This is a genomic window from Pseudomonas sp. KBS0710 (assembly GCF_005938045.2).
Taxonomy (GTDB): Bacteria; Pseudomonadota; Gammaproteobacteria; order Pseudomonadales; family Pseudomonadaceae; genus Aquipseudomonas.
The window spans coordinates 2,863,484-2,885,622 of sequence record NZ_VCCF02000001.1; the positions used below are offsets into that span (position 1 = coordinate 2,863,484).

Annotated in this window: 11 protein-coding genes; 6 read left to right on the forward strand and 5 right to left on the reverse strand. The window is 59.6% G+C overall.

All coding sequences use genetic code 11. The annotated features are described in order from the left end of the window. Nucleotides 1-150 precede the first annotated feature (150 nt). From FFI16_RS13015 to tpx, 5 genes are all read right to left on the reverse strand, one after another. Nucleotides 151-1,626: an efflux transporter outer membrane subunit gene (locus FFI16_RS13015; protein ID WP_138817486.1), complete on the reverse strand. Its 1,476-nt coding sequence runs from the start codon at nucleotides 1,624-1,626 to the stop codon at nucleotides 151-153. Continuing rightward, a complete protein-coding gene (locus tag FFI16_RS13020) occupies nucleotides 1,623-4,730 on the reverse strand; it encodes an efflux RND transporter permease subunit (RefSeq protein ID WP_138817485.1) in 3,108 nt (1,035 codons plus the stop codon). Before FFI16_RS13020 ends, FFI16_RS13015 begins: the two co-directional genes overlap by 4 nt. Then, nucleotides 4,727-7,828, reverse strand: a complete 3,102-nt coding sequence (locus tag FFI16_RS13025) for an MdtB/MuxB family multidrug efflux RND transporter permease subunit (RefSeq protein WP_138817484.1) — start codon at nucleotides 7,826-7,828, stop codon at nucleotides 4,727-4,729. Before FFI16_RS13025 ends, FFI16_RS13020 begins: the two co-directional genes overlap by 4 nt. Then, complete coding sequence (locus tag FFI16_RS13030) at nucleotides 7,825-9,129, reverse strand: MdtA/MuxA family multidrug efflux RND transporter periplasmic adaptor subunit (RefSeq protein WP_138450584.1); 1,305 nt, start codon at nucleotides 9,127-9,129, stop codon at nucleotides 7,825-7,827. The genes FFI16_RS13025 and FFI16_RS13030 overlap by 4 nt, the downstream gene beginning before the upstream one ends. A gap of 230 nt (nucleotides 9,130-9,359) precedes the next feature. Continuing rightward, nucleotides 9,360-9,860: a thiol peroxidase gene (gene tpx, locus FFI16_RS13035; protein ID WP_138817483.1), complete on the reverse strand. Its 501-nt coding sequence runs from the start codon at nucleotides 9,858-9,860 to the stop codon at nucleotides 9,360-9,362. A 157-nt stretch (nucleotides 9,861-10,017) separates the two neighbouring features. On the opposite strand from tpx, the gene FFI16_RS13040 reads away from it, so the two are divergent. The 6 genes from FFI16_RS13040 (at nucleotide 10,018) to FFI16_RS13065 (ending at nucleotide 22,139) form a co-directional block, all read left to right on the forward strand. After that, entirely contained in the window at nucleotides 10,018-11,307 is a 1,290-nt protein-coding gene (locus FFI16_RS13040) for a glycosyltransferase (protein ID WP_138817482.1), read from the forward strand. 72 nt (nucleotides 11,308-11,379) lie between these two features. Continuing rightward, nucleotides 11,380-12,285, forward strand: coding sequence for an AraC family transcriptional regulator (locus FFI16_RS13045; RefSeq protein WP_138817481.1), 906 nt, complete (start codon nucleotides 11,380-11,382; stop codon nucleotides 12,283-12,285). 156 nt (nucleotides 12,286-12,441) lie between these two features. Next, nucleotides 12,442-18,558: a hypothetical protein gene (locus FFI16_RS13050; protein WP_256666253.1), complete on the forward strand. Its 6,117-nt coding sequence runs from the start codon at nucleotides 12,442-12,444 to the stop codon at nucleotides 18,556-18,558. Nucleotides 18,559-18,960: 402 nt separating this feature from the next. Next, nucleotides 18,961-20,244, forward strand: a complete 1,284-nt coding sequence (locus tag FFI16_RS13055; RefSeq protein WP_371923624.1) for a sugar ABC transporter substrate-binding protein — start codon at nucleotides 18,961-18,963, stop codon at nucleotides 20,242-20,244. 163 nt (nucleotides 20,245-20,407) lie between these two features. Further along, entirely contained in the window at nucleotides 20,408-21,298 is an 891-nt protein-coding gene (locus tag FFI16_RS13060) for a carbohydrate ABC transporter permease (protein WP_056859283.1), read from the forward strand. A gap of 10 nt (nucleotides 21,299-21,308) precedes the next feature. Continuing rightward, nucleotides 21,309-22,139: a carbohydrate ABC transporter permease gene (locus FFI16_RS13065; RefSeq protein WP_138817479.1), complete on the forward strand. Its 831-nt coding sequence runs from the start codon at nucleotides 21,309-21,311 to the stop codon at nucleotides 22,137-22,139.

Here is a 22,139-nt window from a genome sequence, read left to right on the forward strand (position 1 = left end):
CAAACTCTCAAGACTGACGGGCGTGAAACGCCCGTGCCAAGTGGCAAAGCGGGCGATTGTAGCGAGAATAATTATTGCCGGTTTGATTAATTATCATGGGGCCATTAGTGGCATTTTGACGCCAATCTACTGACCTTGAAATGTCACTTGCTACTGCTTCTCGGCCAAAGACGTTTGCCCATCCCAACCGCCGCCCAGCGCCGCAATCAACTGCACACTCGCAACCAGGCGCGTCTGCAACAACGTGAGCACCGTGCGCTCATTACTCAACGCCGTGGCCTGCACGGTCACCACATCCAGGTAGGCGATCAACCCGGCCTTGTACTGATTCTGCGTCAGCCGCAGGGACTCGCGCGCGGCCTCCAGGGCTTCATTGCTGACCACCGCCTCATCTTCCAGCACCTTCAACTGCACCATATAGTTTTCCACTTCGCGAAAACCATCCAGCACCGTCTGGCGGTACTTGGCCACCGTCTCGTCATAGGACGCCACGCTACGATCAACCTCCGCCGAACGCTGCCCACCGTCAAACAAGGTCATCGCAAGCTTTGGCCCCACCGACCAGAACCGGTTGGGCAAACTGATCCAGTCCGCATAGGTACTGCTGGAATACCCACCCGCCAGGCTCAAGGTCAGGTCCGGGTAATAAGCCGCCTTGGCCACACCGATATTCGCGTTGGCTGCAATCACTGAGCGCTCCGCCGACGCAATGTCCGGGCGCCGCTCAAGCAATTGCGACGGCACACTCACCGGAATCTGCGGCAAGGCAGGTATGTCTTTGCTCACCGCCAGATTGAAGTTGGCCGGCGCCTCGCCGATCAACACCGCAATGGCGTTTTCCAACTGCGCACGCTGCCAGATCAAATCGATCAAGCTGGCCTGTGTGGTCTTCAGTTGGGTCTGCGCCTGAGCAATCGCGGCTTTATCGGAAACCCCCGCCCGGTACTGGTTTTCAGTCATCGTCAGCGAGCGCTGATAAGTCTCCAGCGTGGCTTGCAACAAACGCGTCTGCTCGTCCATCACGCGCAGTTGCAGATAGTCCTGCACCAACTCCGATTGCTGGCTCAAACGCATCGCCGCCAAATCCGCCGAGCTGGCCTCAGCGGTGGCTTCATTGGCTTCCAGGCCACGGCGTAACTTGCCCCATACATCGGCCTCCCAACTCACGCCCAACTGGGCATTGAGCGTGTCGCGGATACCACTGCTGGAACTGCTGAGGCTGGCATTACTGCTGCCGGTGCCCTGGCTGGCACGGGTTTTACCGGCGCTCAGGTCCACCGTTGGGAAAAACGCCCCGCGCGCGCTGCGCACCTGGGCCTGGGCCTGGCGGAAGCGCGCTTCGGCCTGGGCTACGGTCTGGTTGGAATTGTTAAGCCGCGTGACCAGCTCATTAAGCTGGCGATCGCCGTACAACTCCCACCAGGCACCCCGGGCCAGGGAATCGCTGGGGTTGGCCTGACGCCAGCCCTGGGCTTCCTTGTACTGCGCGGGTTCGACCACCTCCGGGCGTTTGTAATCCGGGCCGATGGCGCAGGCGCTGAGCAAGGCGCCGCACAGCAGCAGGCTGGCGATGCGGGAACCACGGGGCATGCTCATGGCCAATTTAGTCAAGGTTGAATCGGTCATAGCGCAGTATCCAAGGCAGCATCGGTACGCACGCCACGCCAGGCGTTGAAGCGGTGGCGCGCGCGGTCAAGATAAAGGTAAACCACGGGGGTGGTGTAAAGGGTCAGGATCTGGCTGAACACCAGCCCGCCGATGATGGTCAAGCCCAGGGGCTGGCGCATTTCGGCGCCATCGCCGGAACCGAGCAGCAACGGCAAGGCGCCGAGGATGGCGGCGAGCGTGGTCATCAAAATCGGCCGCAGGCGCAGCAGGCAGGCACTGCGGATCGATTCCAGCGGGCTCATGCCGTCGTGGCGCTCCAGTTGCAGCGCCAAGTCGATCATCAGGATCGCATTCTTCTTCACCACGCCGATCAGCAGGAACAGACCCAGCAGGGATATCAGGCTGAACTCGCCGCCCAGCAGGTAGATCGACAGCAGCGCGCCGACACCGGCCGACGGCAAGGTCGAGAGGATGGTCAGCGGGTGAATGTAACTTTCATACAGAATGCCCAGCACCAGGTACACCGCCACCAGCGCGCCAAGAATCATGAAGGGCTGGCCCTTCTGCGTCGCCGCAAACGCATCGGCGGTGCCGGCCATCTTGGCGATCACGTCCTCGGGCAAACCGACCTTGGCAATCGCCCGCTCGATAGCGGCCGTGCCCTGCTCCACCGTCACCCCAGGCGACATGTCAAAGGCAATGTTTTCCGAGGCGAACTGGCCTTCATGGCTGACACGATCATCGGCCAGGCTGTTTTCGTAATGGGCAATGGTCGACAACGGCACCCGCGCGCCCGTGGAGGTGATCACCTGCATCTGGTTCAGGGTGATCGGGTCCTGGGCGTATTTCGGGTTGACTTCCATCACCACCTGGTACTGGTTGAGGCTGTCATAGATGGTGGAAATCTGGCGTTGACTGTAGGCATTGTTCAATACCGAGGTGACCATGCTCATGTCGATGCCCAGGCGCTTGGCCTGGTCGCGGTCGACCACCAGCGTCACCTGCGCCGCACCGCGACCTTCGCGGGCGTCGATGGCGGTCAACTCCGGCAGCTCGCGCAAGGCGGCGACGACTTTCGGGTACCACAAGCGCAATGCAGCCAGATCACCGCTTTGCAGGATGTAGGAGTATTGGGCACTGGTCTGGTCACGGCTGCCGCCAAATTGCAGGTCCTGGTCGGCCATCAGGAACAGCCGCCCGCCCGGCACCAGCGGCACCTCCTTGCGCAGGCGCTCGATCACCGCCTGGGCCGAGAGCTTGCGCTCGGCAATAGGCTTGAGGCGCACCAGCATCACCGCGTTGTTGGTGCCGTTGTTGCCGCCGATAAAGCCGGCCACGCTGAGCACTGCAGGATCCTTTAGTACCGCCTGGCGGAAGGTTTCCATCTTCGGCTGCATCACATTGAACGACAGCCCGTCATCGCCGCGCACAAAGCCGATCAACTGGCCGGTGTCCTGCTGCGGCATAAAGGTTTTCGGCACCACCACGTACAGTGCGATGTTCACGCCCACGGTGATCAACAAACTCAGCAGGGTCAGGCGCCGGTGGCGCAGCACCCAATCCAGGCTGGTGGCGTAGGCCGCAACCATGCGGTCGTTGACCTTCTGGCTCCAGCGCTGCAAACCAGTCATATGCCCTTTGACATGCGGCTTGAGCCAGCGCGCGCAGAGCATCGGGGTCAACGTCAGCGAAACAATCAGCGACACAATGATCGCCGCCGACAAGGTGATGGAAAACTCACGGAACAGATTGGTGACAATGCCGCCCATAAACAGGATGGACAGGAACACCGCCACCAGCGACACGTTCATCGACAGCAAGGTAAAGCCGACTTCCTCGGCCCCCAGGTACGCCGCCTTCATCGGCGGCACGCCGTCGTCGATATGCCGGGAAATGTTCTCCAGCACCACGATGGCGTCGTCCACCACCAGACCGGTGGCCAGAATAAGAGCCATCAGCGAAAAGTTGTTCAACGAAAACCCAAACAGGTACATCACCGCAAAAGTGCCGACCAGCGACACCGGCACCGCCAGGGTCGGGATCAACGAGGCGCGGAAGTTCCCCAGGAACAGGTACACCACCAGCACCACCAGGGCCACGGCAATCAGCAAGGTCATCTCGGCTTCATGCAGGGTCGCGGTGATCACCGGCGAACGGTCCATGGCCAGGTTGAGCTTGACGCTGGACGGCAGCACCGCCTGCAACGCCGGCAACTGGGCCTTGATTTGCCGCACAGTCTCGATGATGTTGGCGCCGGACTGGCGGTTGATCACCAGCAGCACCGCCGAATCGTTGTTGAAGAAGCCGCTGTTGTAGCGGTCTTCGACGCCGTCGCTGATCTTCGCCACATCCCCCAGGCGCAAGGCGGCGCCGTTCTGGTAGCGGATCAGCAGCGGCTCGTAGTCCTTGGCCTTTTCCAACTGGTCATTGGCCTGGATCTGCCAGTTGCGCTCGCTGTCTTCCAGGGAGCCCTTGGGCCGCCGCTGGTTGGCATTGGCGATAGTGTTGCGCACATCGTCCAGGGCCACGCCGTACTGGTCCAGTGCCTTGGGTTCCAGCTCGATACGCACTGCCGGCAAGGAGCTGCCGCCGATCTGCACTTCGCCCACGCCCGGCACCTGGGACAGGCTTTGCGAAAGGATGGTCGAGGCCAGGTCGTACAGCTGGCCTTTTTGCAGCACGTCAGAGGTCAGCGAGAGCACCATGATCGGTGCCTGGGACGGGTTGATCTTCTTGTAGGTCGGCATGCTGCGCATACCACTGGGCAGCAGGTTGCGCGAGGCATTGATGGCCGCCTGCACTTCGCGCGCCGCACCGTTGATATCACGGTCGGAGTCGAATGCCAGAATCACCCGCGTCGAGCCCTGGCTCGACGAGCTGCTCATGGTGGTGATGCCGGCAATCGCGCCGAATGAGCGTTCCAGCGGTGTCGCCACTGTCGAGGCCATCACCTCCGGGCTGGCGCCAGGCAAGCTGGCCGACACCACGATCACCGGGAAGTCGATCTGCGGCAACGGCGACACCGGCAGCAAGTTAAAGCTGACGCCACCGAGCAACATGATCGCCAGGCTCAGCAGCATGGTGGCTACCGGCCGGCGAATAAAAGGTCCGGACAGGTTCATGACTCAACCGGCTCCAGGCTCTGCGGCTCTTTGCGCCAGCGGCGGCCAAGGCGGTCGAAATACAGGTAGATCACCGGCGTGGTGAACAGCGTCAACACCTGGCTTACCAGCAAGCCGCCGACCATCACCAGACCCAGCGGTTGGCGCAGTTCGGCGCCGGAACCACTGGCCAGCATCAATGGCACCGCACCAAACAAGGCCGCGAGGGTGGTCATCAAAATCGGCCGAAAACGCAGCAACGCCGCCTGATAAATTGCCGTTTGCGGGTCCAGGCCCTGGTTGCGTTCGGCGTCGAGGGCGAAGTCGATCATCATGATCGCGTTCTTTTTGACGATACCGATCAGCAGGATGATGCCGATGATCGCGATCATGCCCAGGTCATTGCCACTGAGCAGCAATGCGAGCAAAGCGCCGACTGCGGCGGATGGCAACGTGGAGAGAATCGTGATCGGGTGAATGTAACTCTCGTACAGCACGCCGAGCACGATATACATGGTCACCACCGCCGCCAGGATCAGCAGCAAGGTGCTCGACAGCGAGGCTTCGAACGCCTGGGCCGCGCCCTGGAACTGGGTCTGCACGCCTACTGGCATGCCGATGTCCTTCTGGGTCTGGTTGATCAGCTCCACGCCTTTGCCCAACGCGACACCAGGGGCCAGGTTGAATGACATCATCACCGCCGGGAACTGGCCGATATGCGCGATTGCCAGTTGCGCCTGGCGCTGCTCCACGTGCGCCAGGCTCGACAGCCGCACCTGGCCGCCATCGGTGGTTTTCACATGGATCTGGTTGAGCGCCGCCGGCCCCAGGGTTTCGCCGGATTGGGCCTGCAATACCACGCGGTACTGGCTGGCCTGGGTGTAGATGGTGGAAATCTGCCGCTGGCCGAAAGCGTCATACAGTGCGTCGGTGATGGTCGACACACTTACGCCAAGGCGTGAGGCCGCGTCGCGGTCGATCACCAGGAACACTTGCAGGCCCTTGTCCTGCAGGTCGCTGGCCACATCGGTGAGTTCCGGCAATTGGCTCAGGGCGTGTACCAGCTTGTCGCTCCACAGCGCCAACAGGTCGGCGTCCGGCGAGGACATGCTGAACTGGTACTGGGTGCGGCTCACGCGGTCTTCAATGGTCAGGTCCTGCACCGGCTGCATGAACAGGCGAATGCCCACCAGCTTGTCGATCTGCGGTTGCAGGCGCGTAATCACTTGCGCCGCACTCACGTCGCGCTGGCCGTGGGCCTTGAGGTTGATGAGCAATCGGCCGCTGTTGAGGGTGGCGTTGTCACCATCCACACCAATGTAGGACGACAGGCTCTCAACCGACGGGTCGGCCAGGATCACCTTGGCCAGCTCCTGCTGGCGCTGGCTCATGGCGGCAAACGAAATCGACTGCGGTGCTTCCGAGATGCCCTGGATCACCCCAGTGTCCTGCACCGGAAAAAACCCCTTGGGCACCACCAGGTACAGCACCACGGTAAGGCCCAGGGTGGCGATGGCCACCAGCAGGGTCAGTGGCTGGTGCTTGAGCACCCACTGCAATTTGCGCCCGTAGGCTTCGATCAGCCAATCGATCCACGCGCCGCTGGCCTTGTAGAAACGGCCTTGTTCTTCTTCCTTGGGTTCGCGCTTGAGCAGGCGTGCGCACATCATCGGCGTCAGGGTCAGGGACACCACCAGGGAAATCAGGATCGCCACCGCCAGGGTGATGGCAAATTCGCGGAACAGCCGCCCGACCACATCGGCCATGAACAGCAGCGGAATCAGTACCGCGATCAGCGACAGGGTCAGGGAAATCAGGGTGAAACCGATTTGCTTGGCGCCCTTGAGCGCAGCCGCCATGGGCGTCTCGCCTTCCTCGATATAGCGCGAGATGTTCTCCAGCATCACGATGGCATCGTCCACCACAAACCCGGTGGCGATGGTCAGCGCCATCAGCGTCAGGTTGTTGATGGAGAAGCCTGCCAGGTACATCACGCCAAAGGTGCCCACCAGCGACAGCGGCACGGCGATCGAAGGAATGATCGTGGCGCTGACCCGGCGCAGGAACAGGAACGTCACCATCACCACCAGGGCAATGGCGATCAGCAATTCGTGCTGTACATCCTTTACCGAGGCCCGGATGGTCTGGGTACGGTCGGTAAGCACCGTCACATCCAGGCCCGCCGGCAGGTTATCGGTGATGCTCGGCAGCAACGCCTTGATGCGGTCCACCACCTCGATCACGTTGGCGCCGGGCTGGCGCTGGATATTGAGCAGCACCGCCTGGTTTTCATTGGCCCAGGCAGCGAGGCGTTCGTTTTCGGCGCCGTCGACGATCTGGGCTACGTCTTTAAGGCGCAGCGGCGCGCCATTGTTGTAGGCCAGGATTAATTCGGCGTATTGCGCAGGCGAGACCAACTGGTCGTTGGCATCGAGCATCGACACCCGCGTGGGGCCGTCGAAATTACCCTTGGGCTGGTTGACGTTGGAGGCGGCGATCAGGGTGCGCACGTCTGACAGGTTCAAACCGTTGGCCGCCAGGGCCTCGGGGTTGACCTTGATGCGCACGGCCTGGCGCTGGCCACCGGCGATGCTGACCATGCCGACGCCACTGATCTGTGCAATTTTTTGCGCCATGCGCGTGTCAACCAAGTCGTTGAGCTTGGGCAGCAACATGGTCTTGGAGGTAATCGCCAGGGTCAGCACCGGGGTATCCGCCGGGTTGACCTTGTTGTACACCGGCGGCGCCGGCAGATCCTTGGGCAGCAGGTTGGTCGCGGCGTTGATCGCGGCCTGCACCTGTTGCTCGGCGACATCCATATTGATGTCGAGGTTAAAGCGCAGGGTCAGCACCGAGGCGCCGCCCGAACTGGTCGACGCCATCTGTGTGAGGCCGGGCATTTGCCCGAACTGCCGCTCAAGCGGCGCGGTCACTGCGCTGGTCATCACGTCCGGGCTGGCGCCGGGGTACAGGGTCATCACCCGGATGGTCGGGTAGTCGACCTGAGGCAAGGCCGAGACGGGCAACAAACGGTAAGAAATGATGCCGGCCAGGACGATGGCCAGCATGCTCAGCGTGGTGGCAACCGGGCGAAGGATAAACAGTCGCGACAGGTTCATGAACCGACCTTTTGCGCCTTGCCGGCGTTAGCGCCGGTCTCCCCTTTTGCCGCAGGCTTGCCTTGCAGGTGTTCGGTCGGCGTGGTCGGCACTTCGCTACTGTCGTTGACCACTTCGATGTCGCTGCCGTCCTTGAGGCGGTCGGTGCCTTCCAGGACCACGCGGTCACCGGCCACCAGGCCCTCCTTGATAACGGTGTTGTCACCATCGGTATCACCGACCACCAACGGCTGCATCTTGACCTTTTTGTCACCGTCGAGCTTGTAGACGAAGGTGCCGCTGTTGCCGAACTGGATCGCGGCGGACGGCGCCAGCACCACATTGTGCAAGGTGTCGGCCAGCAGGTGTACGTTGACGAATTGGTTGGGGAACAGCGCCTGGTCCTTGTTATCGAATCGGCCTTTGAATTTGAGCGTGCCGGTGGTCACGTCGATCTGGTTGTCCAGGCTCTGCAACACGCCGACCGCCTGCTGTTTCACATCGCCACGGTCCCAGGCTTCCACGGGCAGCTTGTTGCCGGCGTGGTAACGGGTGAGCACGGTGTCGAGGGTGTTTTCCGGCAGGGTGAAGACCACGCTGATCGGCTGGGTCTGGGTGATCACCGCCAGGAAGGTGGTGTCGTTGGCCGCCACCAGGTTGCCGACGTCAACCTGACGCAGGCCGACGCGGCCGCTGATTGGCGCGCGGATCTTGGTGAATTCGAGGTTGAGCTTGGCGTCGTCCACCGCACCCTGATTGGTCTTGACCGTGCCCTGGTATTGCATGACCAAGGCTTCGGCGGTGTCCAGGGTCTGTTTGGCGATGCTGTCCTGGGCATACAGGTCACGGTAACGCTGCACATCAACCTGGGCGTTTTTCAGTTGGGCCTGGTTCTGCAACAACGTGCCCTGAGCCTGGAGCAAGGCGTTCTGGTAGCTGCGCGGGTCGATCTCCGCCAACAGGTCACCCGCCTTGACCATCTGCCCTTCTTCGAAGGCGATCTTGACCAGCTCACCGCCCACCCGGCTGCGTACATTAATGGTGTTGAGCGCGGTCACCGTGCCCAAGGCCTTGTAGTACACCGGGAACTCGCCCAGTACCGCTGGCGCCACGCGCACCGGGATCGGGCCGGTGGAACCCCCGAAACCTGGGCGCGCCATCCCCGTCTTGCCGGTATGCCCGGCCGGTTTCTGCGCGCTGGCATCTGTATGGCCGGCGGGCCAGAATTTCCAGCACAGGCCGGCGATAACCAACAGCACGAGCAGGCCGAACAGCCAGCGACGGGAGTTGCGGGGGGAGGATTGCATGGAGTGATCAACCATTGGGCGCGAGAGCTTCTTCTTTGGGAGGCTGAAAGATAAGCACTGGGGCGCATTAAGAAAAGCGCCTTTACCGGCTATTTACCTTGGATTACAACTTTTAACGGTTGACCTTAGTCCGTTGGCTATTTCGCTAAGCATTTGAGCCGCAAATAAAAACGGCCTGGACTAGGCCAGGCCGCAATCTTGCATCAAGCGTGCTACTGCAAAATGACAGTAATGCGCCGAAACAGTTACTTCAAAACAGCCAGGGCCGCTTCGTAGTTTGGCTCTTGGCCGATTTCCGCAACCAGTTCGCTGTGCAGCACGTTGTTGTTTTCATCCAGTACCACCACGGCACGGGCGGTCAGGCCTCGCAGTGGGCCATCGGCCAGGGACACACCGTAGTCAACGGCGAAGTCGGCGTTGCGGAAGTCCGACAGGCTCAGCACGTTGTCCAGGCCTTCGGTGCCGCAGAAACGCTTCTGGGCAAACGGCAGGTCAGAGGAGATGCACAGCACAACAGTGTTGCTCACGTCGTTGGCCTGGGCGTTGAATTTGCGTACCGAAGTCGCGCAGGTCGGGGTGTCGACGCTTGGGAAGATGTTCAGTACTTTGCGCTTGCCGGCGAACGTTTCCAGGGTTGCGTCCGACAGGTCTGTAGCGACAAGGCTGAATTCTGGAGCGGTGGAACCGGTTTTCGGCAATTCGCCTTCAACCTGGACAGGGTTACCACGAAGGGTGACTTGAGCCATGAACGGAATCCTTATGCTGGGTTTTGGTTAAACGAATTCGAGAGGCCGAAGTTAACCACAAAGTGCAGTGACTACCTACCACCGGACACAAATTGTCATGCCACGCAGGTGTGGTTTAATTGCGCGTTTTTACCCGCCCTTCAAGGATCTGCTTTAGATGAATCAGCCCGCCACCAAAGTCCTGGTCATCGGTTATGTCTGGCCGGAACCCCGCTCCTCGGCCGCTGGCGGGCATATGATGCAGATTCTGCAGAGTTTCCTCGACCAGGGCTGGGACATTACTTTCAGCAGCCCGGCGACCATTGGCGAACACAAGGCCGACTTGCCTGCCCTGGGCATCACCGAGTGCGCCATCGAGCTCAATAACAGCAGTTTCGATGATTTTATCCGCGCGTTAGCCCCGGATATTGTGTTGTTCGACCGTTTCATGATGGAGGAGCAGTTCGGCTGGCGCGTGGAACAATGCTGCCCCGATGCCTTACGCGTGCTGGAAACCTCCGACCTGCAAAGCCTGCGCGATGCGCGTCAGCAGCGTTTCAAGGCGCAGCTCAAGGCCCACCCTGACAGCGACGATTTCAGCGCGCTGTTCAAGCCGGCACTGCAGGAAGAGTTCCAGTTGATGGCCGACACCGACATCGCCAAGCGCGAGATCGCTGCCATTTACCGCTGTGATATCAGCCTGATGATTTCCGATGTGGAAATCCGCCTGCTCACCGAGCAATTCAAGGTGCCTGCCGCCCTGCTCCACGGGTGCCCGTTGATGCTGGAGCCGCCGGTTGCAGCCTTTGCGCCGTTTGAAGACCGCGCGCACTTTCTCAGCATCGGCAATTTCCGCCACGCGCCCAATTGGGATGCGGTGCTGTGGATGAAGAACAGCCTGTGGCCGTTGATCCGCCAGCAACTGCCGGGGGCACAGCTGCATATATACGGTTCCTACACGCCGCCCAAAGCCACCGCCCTGCACAACCCGGCGCAAGGTTTTCATGTGATGAACTGGGCTGAAGATGCGCTGCAGGTCATGGGGGCTGCGCGTATCTGCCTGGCGCCGCTGCGTTTTGGCGCCGGCATCAAGGGCAAGCTGATGGATGCCATGCTTTGCGGCACGCCAAACATCACTACGCCGATTGGCGCCGAGGCCATGGGCGACGATCAGCCGTGGCCCGGTGTTATCGAGCAGAGCGCCGAGGCCCTGGCCGCTGCCGCCGTGGCGCTGTATCAGGACCGCGAACGTTGGACCCAGGCCCAGGAAGACGGCCGCCGATTGCTGGCTCGGCGCTACGACCAAAGCCTGCATGGCCCCGCCCTGGTGGCCTGCCTGGAACACTGCCGCAGCCGCCTTGCTGCCCATCGCCGCGACAATTTCACCGGCAGCATGCTGCGTCACCATGCGCATAAAAGCACCCAGTACATGTCGCAGTGGATCGAGGCAAAAAACCGCGGCGTATAAAGGTTGGTGCTGGCGAGGTTGCGCGCAAGGGGGCATTATCCTACGCAGCAACCACAATAAAGCGACGGCAGCATGACCCGAGCAATGCGAATCACCGACCCTTCCTACGAGTTGATGGACGATCACAACGGTCTGTCCATCATCTATCGCCAGCACGGTTTCCCCTGCCCGCTGGTGCGCTGGCACTTTCACAAGGAATACGAACTGCACCTGATCGTTGCCAGCTCGGGCAAAGTATTCATCGGCGACTACATCGGTAACTTCTACCCCGAAAGCCTATTCCTCACCGGCCCTAACCTGCCCCACAACTGGATCAGCCAGGTGGAGGAAGACGAGGTGGTGCCCAAGCGTGACATGCTGGTGAACTTCACCGACGAACTGTTTGATCAGGGCAGCCCCGTGTTTGCCGAACTCAAGACGCTGGCGCCGATGCTGGAACGGGCGCAGTACGGCATCGAGTTCCGCTGCAAAAAAACCATCGCCCAAGCCATGACCTTGATGCAGCGCATCGAAGACGCCCAGGGCATGGCGCGCCTGGGGCACTTCTTTATTCTGCTGGAGGTGTTGAGCACGTGTGAGGATTACCAGTTGCTGTCAGGCGTGACCACGCCGCAACTGGCCGATGAACACAGCATTGACCGCACCAACCGTGCGGTGGACTACATTTTTGCCCACTACGCCCGCGAATTGTCGCTGGAGGAAGTGGCCGAACACCTGGGGATGAAGCCCACGTATTTTTCCCGCGTGTTCAAGCAAGCCACCGGGCGCACTTTCATCGAATTCGTCAACCGGCTGCGCATCAGCAAATCCTGCGAATTGCTCGCGGACGGTGACAAGGCCGTCACCGATGTGTGCTTTGAATCGGGTTTCAACAATATCTCCAACTTCAACCGGCGCTTTCAGCAGCTCAAGGGTATGACGCCTTCTCACTACCGACGCCTGGCAGTGCAACGGCTCACGGAGCAAAACCTGGCGTGAACCTGTTGGTTGCGACACATCCGGATCAAAAACCACTGTTCAAACCGCTGCACACAAAAGGAACCGCGTAGGGCCCGCTGTCACTCAGCGAAGGCATCACCGCCTCTTTCAGGCGTTGGGTGGTGCTTTTCTGACACACAGGCAAAGGGTAACTCTATGATCAATACGCAGCCGTCCCCTACTCAGAGCGCCTTGCTTCGGCCTGTCGAGCCCATCCAGCCACTTCCCCACCACACCCAACCGGCCAAGGCTCCCCTCGACAGCACGTCACTCAGCCCATCGAAGGTTCGCACTGTCGCCGCGCGCGTGCGCCGAGACTTGCAAAACCCAGGTTCCACAGCCGATTCACGCAAAGCGTCAGTCCGCCAGTTCGCCGATGCCTTGGTTCAACATAGCGACCAGCAACTGGCCATCGGTGTTGCCAACAGTCTTATCCGCCGACGACTGGCCAGCGAGACCCGCGACTCAAGCGAAGGGCTGGACAAGGTCACCGTGCCTGAGCATTCCACCTTCGGCCAGGCCTGGTCTGAACTGGCAGACGCACTGGAGTCGGAGCCGTTCAAATCGTTTGCCGAAGCCAATTTGATTGTGACTTCAAACCTGATCATTGGCGCCAACGGCGACCTGACCGAAAAATCCGATGGCAGCATTATCAGTTTCTTCTCCCGCGATAACCCCGAATGGTCAGCCGCCTCAGGCGCTGTATTAGCGGCCGCAAAAAAACTTGCAGGGGCGCGTCATTCAGAGATCTTGTTTTACGGTCGAGAGCACGCATCGGCCAAAAACGTCGCCGCGTTCTACGATGTGCACCTGGGCCGCATCAACAGCCACGAGACACTGGCCATCGCTGCGCAACTGCTAAGCGCCGCAGGCTTCCCCGCATTGAGCAGCAGCGACCCACTCGATGCACCTATCAAGCAGCGACAGCGGGAGGCACGCCAGAAAATCGTGGATTTGCCCGCACGAGCGCTCAGGGCGGCACTTGAACCGTTCGCCCCATTGACCGCTGAACAAAAGGTCCGCGAAGCCGATCAGGCGCTGGCGCAACAGGTCAGCCGGGCGTTGATTGAAGGGTTTTCGCAAGCCGGCCATAACCAGGCGTCCGTCACGCTGGAGAACATCCCTGACTATTCGACCTTCAACCTGGTGCGCAAAAACCTTCTTGCCGCACTGAACGGCAAAGCGTTTACAACCTTTGCGCAAGACAACGATCTCGACCCCACCAGCGTACGCATCAACCCCACAAGTGGTGAGTTGACGGGCAACGTCAGAGGGGTGAACACCACGTTTACATTGAACGACGTCTCGGGCTGGGCCGATGCCTGGACCGACATACGCGATGCCGTCGAACAGATGGCGGCGGGGTCTCGTTCGGACGTGACCTACCCTTCCGGCACGTCGGCGCCGCTGTATCAGGTGATGGACTTTTATCAAGAAGCCAAGCCGCCTCAACAAAACACGCAAACGCCGAACCTGGAGCAACGCCAGCTTGTAGCCACGCTCAACAGGATCGTCGAAATAAACCAGAACAATGGGTTCCAGGCGTTGCTCGATGCAGACGCTGACAATCCGGTAGCCAGTGCCGTACGGCAACGCCAGCAGGCGGTCATACGGCAATTGGAAGGTACGCCCATTGCACCTTCGGCGTTGGAAACACTTGCCGCTGCCGTCGCCGCCGACACCCCCGTGCCGGCGGAAAACCCAGCAGCGCCGCTCGACCTGCAGGCCAAAGCTGACAGCGAACTGGCCATCGCCGTGCACCGCGTGATGCTTGAACTCAAAGCCGACCCGTCCAAAGCCGCAACAAAAATGATCGATCTGGTCCCGGCCAACAGCCTGTTCGGCCAGGCTCAGGCGAACTTGAACAAGGCGCTGACAGCGCGGGGGATTACCGACTGGTGCCACCAGCACAATTTCTCGCTGATCGGCAGTGCCTGGTATGCCCCTAAAGACGCTGCCGACCTGCGTACCAAACAAGCCGACTTTGCCAAACAGTACCCTGAACATTTCGACGTGATGAGTCACATAGATGCCGCCGCAGCGCCCTTCGCAGCCGGTGGCAAACCGGTCGAACTCAAGCACGGCATGCAGAGCAGCGTACCGTTCGAATGGCTGTGCAATTTTTATGGCATCAGCACCGACCCCGGCAGCGCTCAATTTGCCCGGCAGCTGGAATTGATAGGCCGCACCCAACAATTGCCGGAGCGCTCGGAGCCCCCGCAGAGCACCGTGGCGCGGCTGCAAAGACAACGAACTGCGCTGGGCGACAGCAATGATCGGTATGCATTAATCAAGCAACTGGAAAGCGCCGACATAAGCGATGACGACCAGGCCGACACCATGCGCTTTGTGGTAGATCCGGACTCCTCGCATCACCCCAAAGGCGTCAAAAGGGCCAGGGAGTTTCTTGCGGAGAATAACGGCTACATCCCCCAGTCGAAGGCCGAATCCGACAACCTCATCAAAGCCTTGCGCACGCCGGTGCCTAACGCTCCACCGCTTGGCGACCACTGGGGGTTCCTATCATCGGATTTACCGCTGAGCACCGAGCAGCGCAGCACGGTGATGGACCATGTAAAGAAACTCATCGCCCCACAGAGCAGCCTTCTTGCCTACCTGAGTGCTGACGATGCCCAGCTCAGCGAAGACCCGGCGCAAGCACTGGAGCAACTGCTCGCCACCGATAAGGCGCTTGAGTTTGCGTCCCACCTGCAAACCAACATGAAGGGCGCGCCCACCCCGAACAGCCTTCTGCAATGGTTGTCGACGGCCTTGGTGCTGGAGCTCGATCCAGCGGCAGGGGAGCGGCGCAATGCCGTTGCAGGGTTTGATTTCATGGATCCCATTCACCAGGGGCTGGATTGCAGAGCGCTTCGTATGCGTTTCATCCAACACTTAACGGACAACAAGCAAACTCCGGCAAATCTCGCGCCGGCCATTGCGCAGTTGTTAATGGCCGGTGCGGCACCGCACCTGCTGGTTAAGGATGTACCGACTACTGTCCGCCTCGGCACTCCAGAGTGGGTCAGTTTTGTCACAGCCGTAAACCGAATCGAGCTGACGGCCGTCGGTGCCAGCGCGGGCATGACCTTTGAACACGTCATGGCGCTTCACAGGATAACTCCGGTGTCTGCGGCTGAAACCCGAATGCAAGCCATTGCACAGATGAACCCCGTGATCGATTGGGCCATCGTCAATAAGCACCTGGCTAAGAATGACAACGATGAATACACCCTGGAACAGATGACAAGCTGCCAGGAAATCCTCAACAAGGAGATCAAGGTAACAGCCGACGCCAAGGACTTTCTGCGTAACACCAGGGCCCCTGGCCGAAGAGAAATGACCCTTGAAGTCTTACGCGAAAAGTTCGGCACCCACATCGACTATGAAAGCCGGCACTTATGGGAAAAAGTCGCGGGCGGAGTCTTTTCCGGTATCAGAGCGAGCATCTGCGAGGTGTACGAGGCCGGCCGTCTGGGTGAAAGCTGGAGTTCGGAAATAGCGGGGCTGAACTTCGAAGACCTGCGTGCGCAGGCCGACCAATTGCCTGACATCAACAAGGCGTTCGAGGAGGCCATTGAACAAGACTTCACCCTGCGCAGGGCCCATACGATTACGTTGTTTAAGGACATGCTCAGCAAGTTACCGTTGGAGGAGCGCAATAGCCTCAATTTTGGCGCAGTGGAGTTTTTGCAGGTGGAAGGTGCCGGTAGCGGCATAGTCATGACGTCCGTCCATAAGGGCGTAAGAAGGGACTTTGCGGTTTATCCGACAGTCGGGCAAATCGTCAGAATCCCCGATATCGGCGCCTCTACACCCCTGGGCCAAAAAGTCAGCCTCGCCATCGACACGCAAGCCTTTAAAAACGGTACCGAACCGAGAACGGGCGTCATGTCCGACGTCGTATTAAGGACGCATGAGCAATTCATACTTGTAAAGACTGACGACGACGACAAGAGGCCGTTGCTGCGTGAACAGCAGTTCGGTGAGCATAACGAGGGAGACGTGTCACCCTCCTTCGTCCACGATAGAATGGACAACTTGGCCAAAGTGCTGGTGGACACGGCCTACCTGCGCAAAAGTACCTTCGTCGCGACCCAGCGTGGCTTGCACAATGCGGTTGAAAATGGCGTAGAGCCCAGCGATTTCTTGATAGGCCTGCTACACGCTCTGCCGGGCGGCTCCAGCCTTGAAGACATCTATCACGGTGAATATGTAAAGGCCGTGGATGATCTGGCCGTGGATATCTTCATCTACGTGGCCACCGAAGGTGCAGGCAAGTTATGGCGATTGGCGAAAACCGGAGCAGCCTGGGCGGCGACCAAGGTCGCTACCAAGTTCATCGAGAAGTTCGGCACCCAAGCGGTCGAAGGCATCGCAGCCAGGGACCTGACCGCGACCAGCACCCGGCAATCGCAAAACGCCTTGAGCCGCATGCAGAGCACCCAGCTTGTTGAGCAAACGGCTGACATGGCCAATGGCAAGCTCGTGCGTTCCGGCACTCAAGAACAGGTCAGGCTCACCGCCGTACAGCAAGACGGTGAATGGTACGCCTACGACGCCAGAACCGAAGAGGCTTACGGGCCGCCTCTGCAAGGTTTTGTTTCGGACACATCGTCGCCCTTGCGCCAGGAGACCTTCTCGGACGGCACTCAAGCCCTGGTGGCGGACAAGCCCCTGGCTGCCGACGCCTATACGATCCCTCGCGCCAACGGCTTCGATTTGGTCAATGAAGGCAAGGTTTACCGTTACGACTCTCGCAACCCCGGCCTACTGACCGACCTGCAGTCGGCTGATCACTTCAAGCCGCTGGAGGAGTTTGAAGCACTCTGTTCAGTCCCTTCAATCGGCAGTGGCAGGTTTAAACGCGAGGCTAATGACAGCTGTTTTTCCAAGGTCATCGCCAATGTGACCGACCCATTGAGGCAGGACCTGCAAGCACTCGAACACGTTCGCCTGTTTCCTTCGCCGCCGAAATTGTTCAAGAAAGACCAATTCGTAATTTTCGAAAGACGACGTCTAAAAGTGGTGGAAGGCGAAATGGGTCCCAAGCTGGTCCCCACACTTGAAAACAAACCCATCACCTACAAAACCCAAATCAGTGGCAGTTTCAAACATGACCCCCAGTTCGGTTATTACGGCGCGCAAGCCAGTGACGCCTTGGCGCAGGACACGCGCGTGGTCGAACTCAAAAGTATCAGCGCTGAGTGCAACGACAAACGCGAAGTGCGCGGAGTCATTGTTAACAGCCCCGTGGCCGGGAGCGCTGACAAATACCTGGTCATCGAAGCGGATACCGCCGAGTTTTACTACGCGAAACTGGACAACGCGGCGCAGGGTGAGCTCACCTTCACCAAATGCTCGCCTAGCGAGTTGCCATTAGTGCAAGGCTACCGAAATAAATACAGCGCCCTCAAAGGGGTATCCGCCACACCGTTTGACGCCCACTTCATCGCCCTGCCGACATTGAACGACGCCTTCGCGCAGTTGGAGCGATCGAACTACTCAAAAGCAGAGGTGGATGAATTAAAGAAATGGTGCAAAGACCTGACCCCGGAACAACAACGGGAAGTGCTATACCAATTGCAGCGCACCGAAGCGATTGGCAAGCCGAATATCGCGCTGACACCGACCCGGGTTACCCCCTTGACCAAACCGGTTGATTTCGCAACCTGGCCGGCCGAGCAGCAAAACAAGTTCTATGCAGAGCAGGCCAAAAGCAGTGTGAATCGCAGCATGAAGGCCACAGGCTTGGGGCCCAGTAATAAAGTGTTCTCCAAGGCGGATCTCAAGCGTTCGGAAGCGGCAAACATGACACTTACCTGGTTGCGCAAAACCGCACAGAACTCTGCAGAGGGTCATTCGAACCTGATTTTGAAGGCGGGCGTCGGCAACTGTGGAGAAATGGCATTGGTGTCAAAAGACATCATCACCAAAAGCGGTGGTCGTGCTTACGAGTGGCATGCGTCGCAGGAACATGTGTTCACGGTAATCGGTGGCCCCTCCGAGCTTCCTGCGGGAACGGTCGATTTCTCGGACCCGGTCTGGAAGGATGCCTGGATTGTCGATCCTTGGGCCGATATCGCCTGTCCCGCCCGCGAATACACACGCAAGATCGACGAGGTGATGACCCAATGGGCGCGTGAAAATGTCAAGATTAGAACGGGCCCAAACCAGTTCATAAGCCCACGCGACAAAAACTGGCTGGACGCGCTCGTCTCAAAACCCAAGACTCCCTACTCTCACGGGTATAACCGCAAAGCGGCTCCTTAACACCTTTGTCGATCAAGCAGGCAAGGTAGGAAGGGGAATAACCGCTTTTGGACATGCTGGAGAATCCTGGAGTCGATACGGGCAACGGGGTGTTCAACAGGGCTTGATCAAGGACGTATTCCCCTTCGCCGTTTGATCAGGCAATACGAATATTCGCAGTAGCCGCAGCGCCGGCTGCTGTGGGTATAACCACTGCGGGCGTTTTTCAGTGCAAAAAAGTATCAGTCCCAGTGCGCCCAAGGATTTGTCACACGCCCATTTCAAGGCTGTAATCAACGCACACTCTTCCTGTCACCTTGTAGGAAGACACAACAACAATAACTGTCCTTCTGTAGCCCCCTGGGCGCGGAAATGGAGTGCGCGATGAAGTTCACAGCAAAAGCACTGCTTGTCTCCACCTGCATGACTACCTGCATGACCCTCAGCGCCGTCAGCTTTGGCGCGCAAACCCTGACCATTGCCACCGTCAACAACAGCGACATGATCCGCATGCAAAAGCTCTCGAAAACCTTCGAGACCGAACATCCGGACATCAAGCTGAACTGGGTGGTGCTCGAAGAAAACGTGCTGCGCCAACGCCTGACCACCGACATTGCCACCCAGGGCGGCCAGTTCGACGTGTTGACCATCGGCATGTACGAAGCTGCACTGTGGGGCGCCAAAGGTTGGTTGGAGCCAATGAAAGACCTGCCGGCGTCCTACGATCTTGACGACGTATTCCCTTCGGTGCGTGACGGCTTGTCGGTCAAAGGCTCGCTGTACGCCCTGCCGTTCTACGCCGAAAGCTCGATCACCTACTACCGCACCGACCTGTTCAAGAACGCCGGGCTGAGCATGCCCGAGCACCCGACCTGGAGCCAGATCGGCGAATACGCGGCCAAACTCACCGACAAGAGCAAAGAGCAATACGGCCTGTGCCTGCGTGGCAAAGCCGGTTGGGGTGAGAACATGGCGTTGATCACCACCCTGGCCAACGGCTACGGTGCGCGCTGGTTCGATGAAAAGTGGCAGCCTGAATTCAACGGCCCTGAGTGGAAGGACGCGTTGAACTTCTACGTCGACAACATGAAGAAATCCGGCCCGCCGGGTGCTTCCAGCAACGGTTTCAACGAAAACCTGGCGCTGTTCAACAGCGGCAAGTGCGCGATCTGGGTTGACGCCAGTGTGGCCGGCTCGTTTGTCACCGACAAGTCGCAGAGCAAGGTCGCTGACAACGTCGGCTTCACCTTCGCCCCGCACGAGAAGACCGACAAGGGCACCTCGTGGCTGTACTCCTGGAGCCTGGCGATCCCGACCAGTTCCAAAGCCAAGGACGCCGCCAAGGTGTTTACCACCTGGGCAACGTCCAAGGAATACGGCGAGCTGGTCGCCAAGACCGACGGCATCGCCAACGTGCCGCCTGGCACGCGCAAATCGACCTACAGCGACGAATACCTCAAAGCCGCGCCGTTCGCCAAGGTGACCCTCGAATCGCTGAAAGTCGCAGACCCGACCAAACCGACGCTCAAGCCGGTGCCGTATATCGGTATCCAGTTGGTGACCATTCCTGAATTCCAGGCGATTGGTACCCAGGTCGGCAAGTTCTTCTCGGGCGCGCTGACCGGTCAGCAAACGGTGGACCAAGCCTTGACCGCCGCGCAGACCACCACCGAGCGTGAGATGAAGCGGGCGGGTTATCCCAAATAGCCCTGACTCACCTCTGTAAATGTGGGAGCGGGCTTGCTCGCGAAGGCGGTGTGTCAGCCACGAATGCATCAACTGGAAGACTGCATTCGCGAGCAAGCCCGCTCCCACATTATTGACCGCGCCCGACTCTCGCTCTGCATGTACCTGACTGGTCTTGATCACCATGAATACAACACCCAAAAACCGCCTGGCCAACCCCGGCTGGTTCCTCGTCAGCCCCTCGGTGGCCATGCTGCTGCTGTGGATGATCGTGCCGCTGGGCATGACCCTGTACTTTTCGCTGATCCGCTACAACCTGCTATACCCTGGCGAAAACCAATTCGTGGGCCTGGAGAACTTCACCTACTTCATCACCGACTCGGGCTTCCTGCCCGGCGCCACCAATACCCTGTTGCTGGTGGGCAGCGTGCTGCTGATCAGCGTGGTGTTTGGCGTGTTGATCAGTGCTTTGCTGGAGGCCAGTGAGTTTTTTGGTCGCGGCATCGTGCGGGTGATGCTGATTTCGCCGTTCTTCATCATGCCCACCGTCGGTGCGCTGATCTGGAAGAACCTGATTTTCCACCCGGTGTCGGGGATTCTCGCCGCCGTATGGAAGCTGTTCGGCGCCGAGCCGGTGGACTGGCTGGCGCACTACCCGTTGCTGTCGATCATCATCATTGTGTCGTGGCAGTGGCTGCCCTTCGCCATCCTGCTGCTGATGACCGCCATGCAGTCCCTCGACCAGGAACAAAAAGAAGCCGCGCGCCTGGACGGTGCCGGCGCCATCGCGATCTTCTGGCACCTGACCCTGCCGCACCTGGCGCGCCCGATTGCCGTGGTGGTGATGATTGAAACGATCTTTTTGCTCTCGGTGTTTGCCGAAATCTTCACCACCACCAACGGTGGCCCCGGCTACGCCTCGACCAACCTCGCCTACCTGATCTACAACCAGGCGCTGGTGCAGTTCGACGTGGGCATGGCCTCGGCAGGCGGCTTGATTGCCGTAGTCATCGCCAATATCGCGGCGATCATCCTGGTGCGGATGATCGGCAAAAACCTGACTGACAAGCCTTGAGGGCCGCGCCATGACGCTTCAACAATCCCGCCGCCTGCAAAGCCTGCTGCTCGGCACGTTGGCCTGGGCCATCGCGATCCTGATTTTCTTCCCGATCTTCTGGATGGTGCTGACCAGCTTCAAGACCGAAATCGACGCGTTCGCCACGCCGCCGCAGTTCATCTTCACGCCGACGCTGGAGAACTACCTGCACATCAACGAGCGCAGCAACTACTTCGCCTACGCCTGGAACTCGGTGGTGATTTCGTTCAGCGCCACCGCCCTGTGCCTGCTGATCTCGGTGCCGGCCGCCTACTCCATGGCGTTCTACGAAACCAAACGTACCAAGGGCACTTTGCTGTGGATGCTGTCCACCAAGATGCTGCCGCCGGTGGGCGTACTGATGCCGATCTACCTGCTGGCCAAGAGCTTTGGCCTGCTGGATACGCGCATTGCGCTGATCATCATCTACACCCTGATCAACCTGCCGATTGTGGTGTGGATGGTGTACACCTACTTCAAGGACATCCCCAAGGACATCCTCGAAGCCGCACGCCTGGACGGCGCCACCCTGTGGCAGGAAATGGTCCGCGTGCTGCTGCCCATCGCCAAGGGCGGCCTGGCCTCCACCGTGCTGCTGTCGCTGATCCTGTGCTGGAACGAGGCATTCTGGTCGCTGAACCTGACCTCCTCGAATGCCGCGCCGTTGACCGCGCTGATCGCCTCTTACTCCAGCCCCGAAGGCTTGTTCTGGGCCAAATTGTCCGCCGTCTCGACCCTTGCCTGTGCGCCCATCCTGATCTTTGGCTGGATCAGCCAGAAACAGCTAGTGCGTGGCCTGTCGTTCGGCGCAGTTAAATAA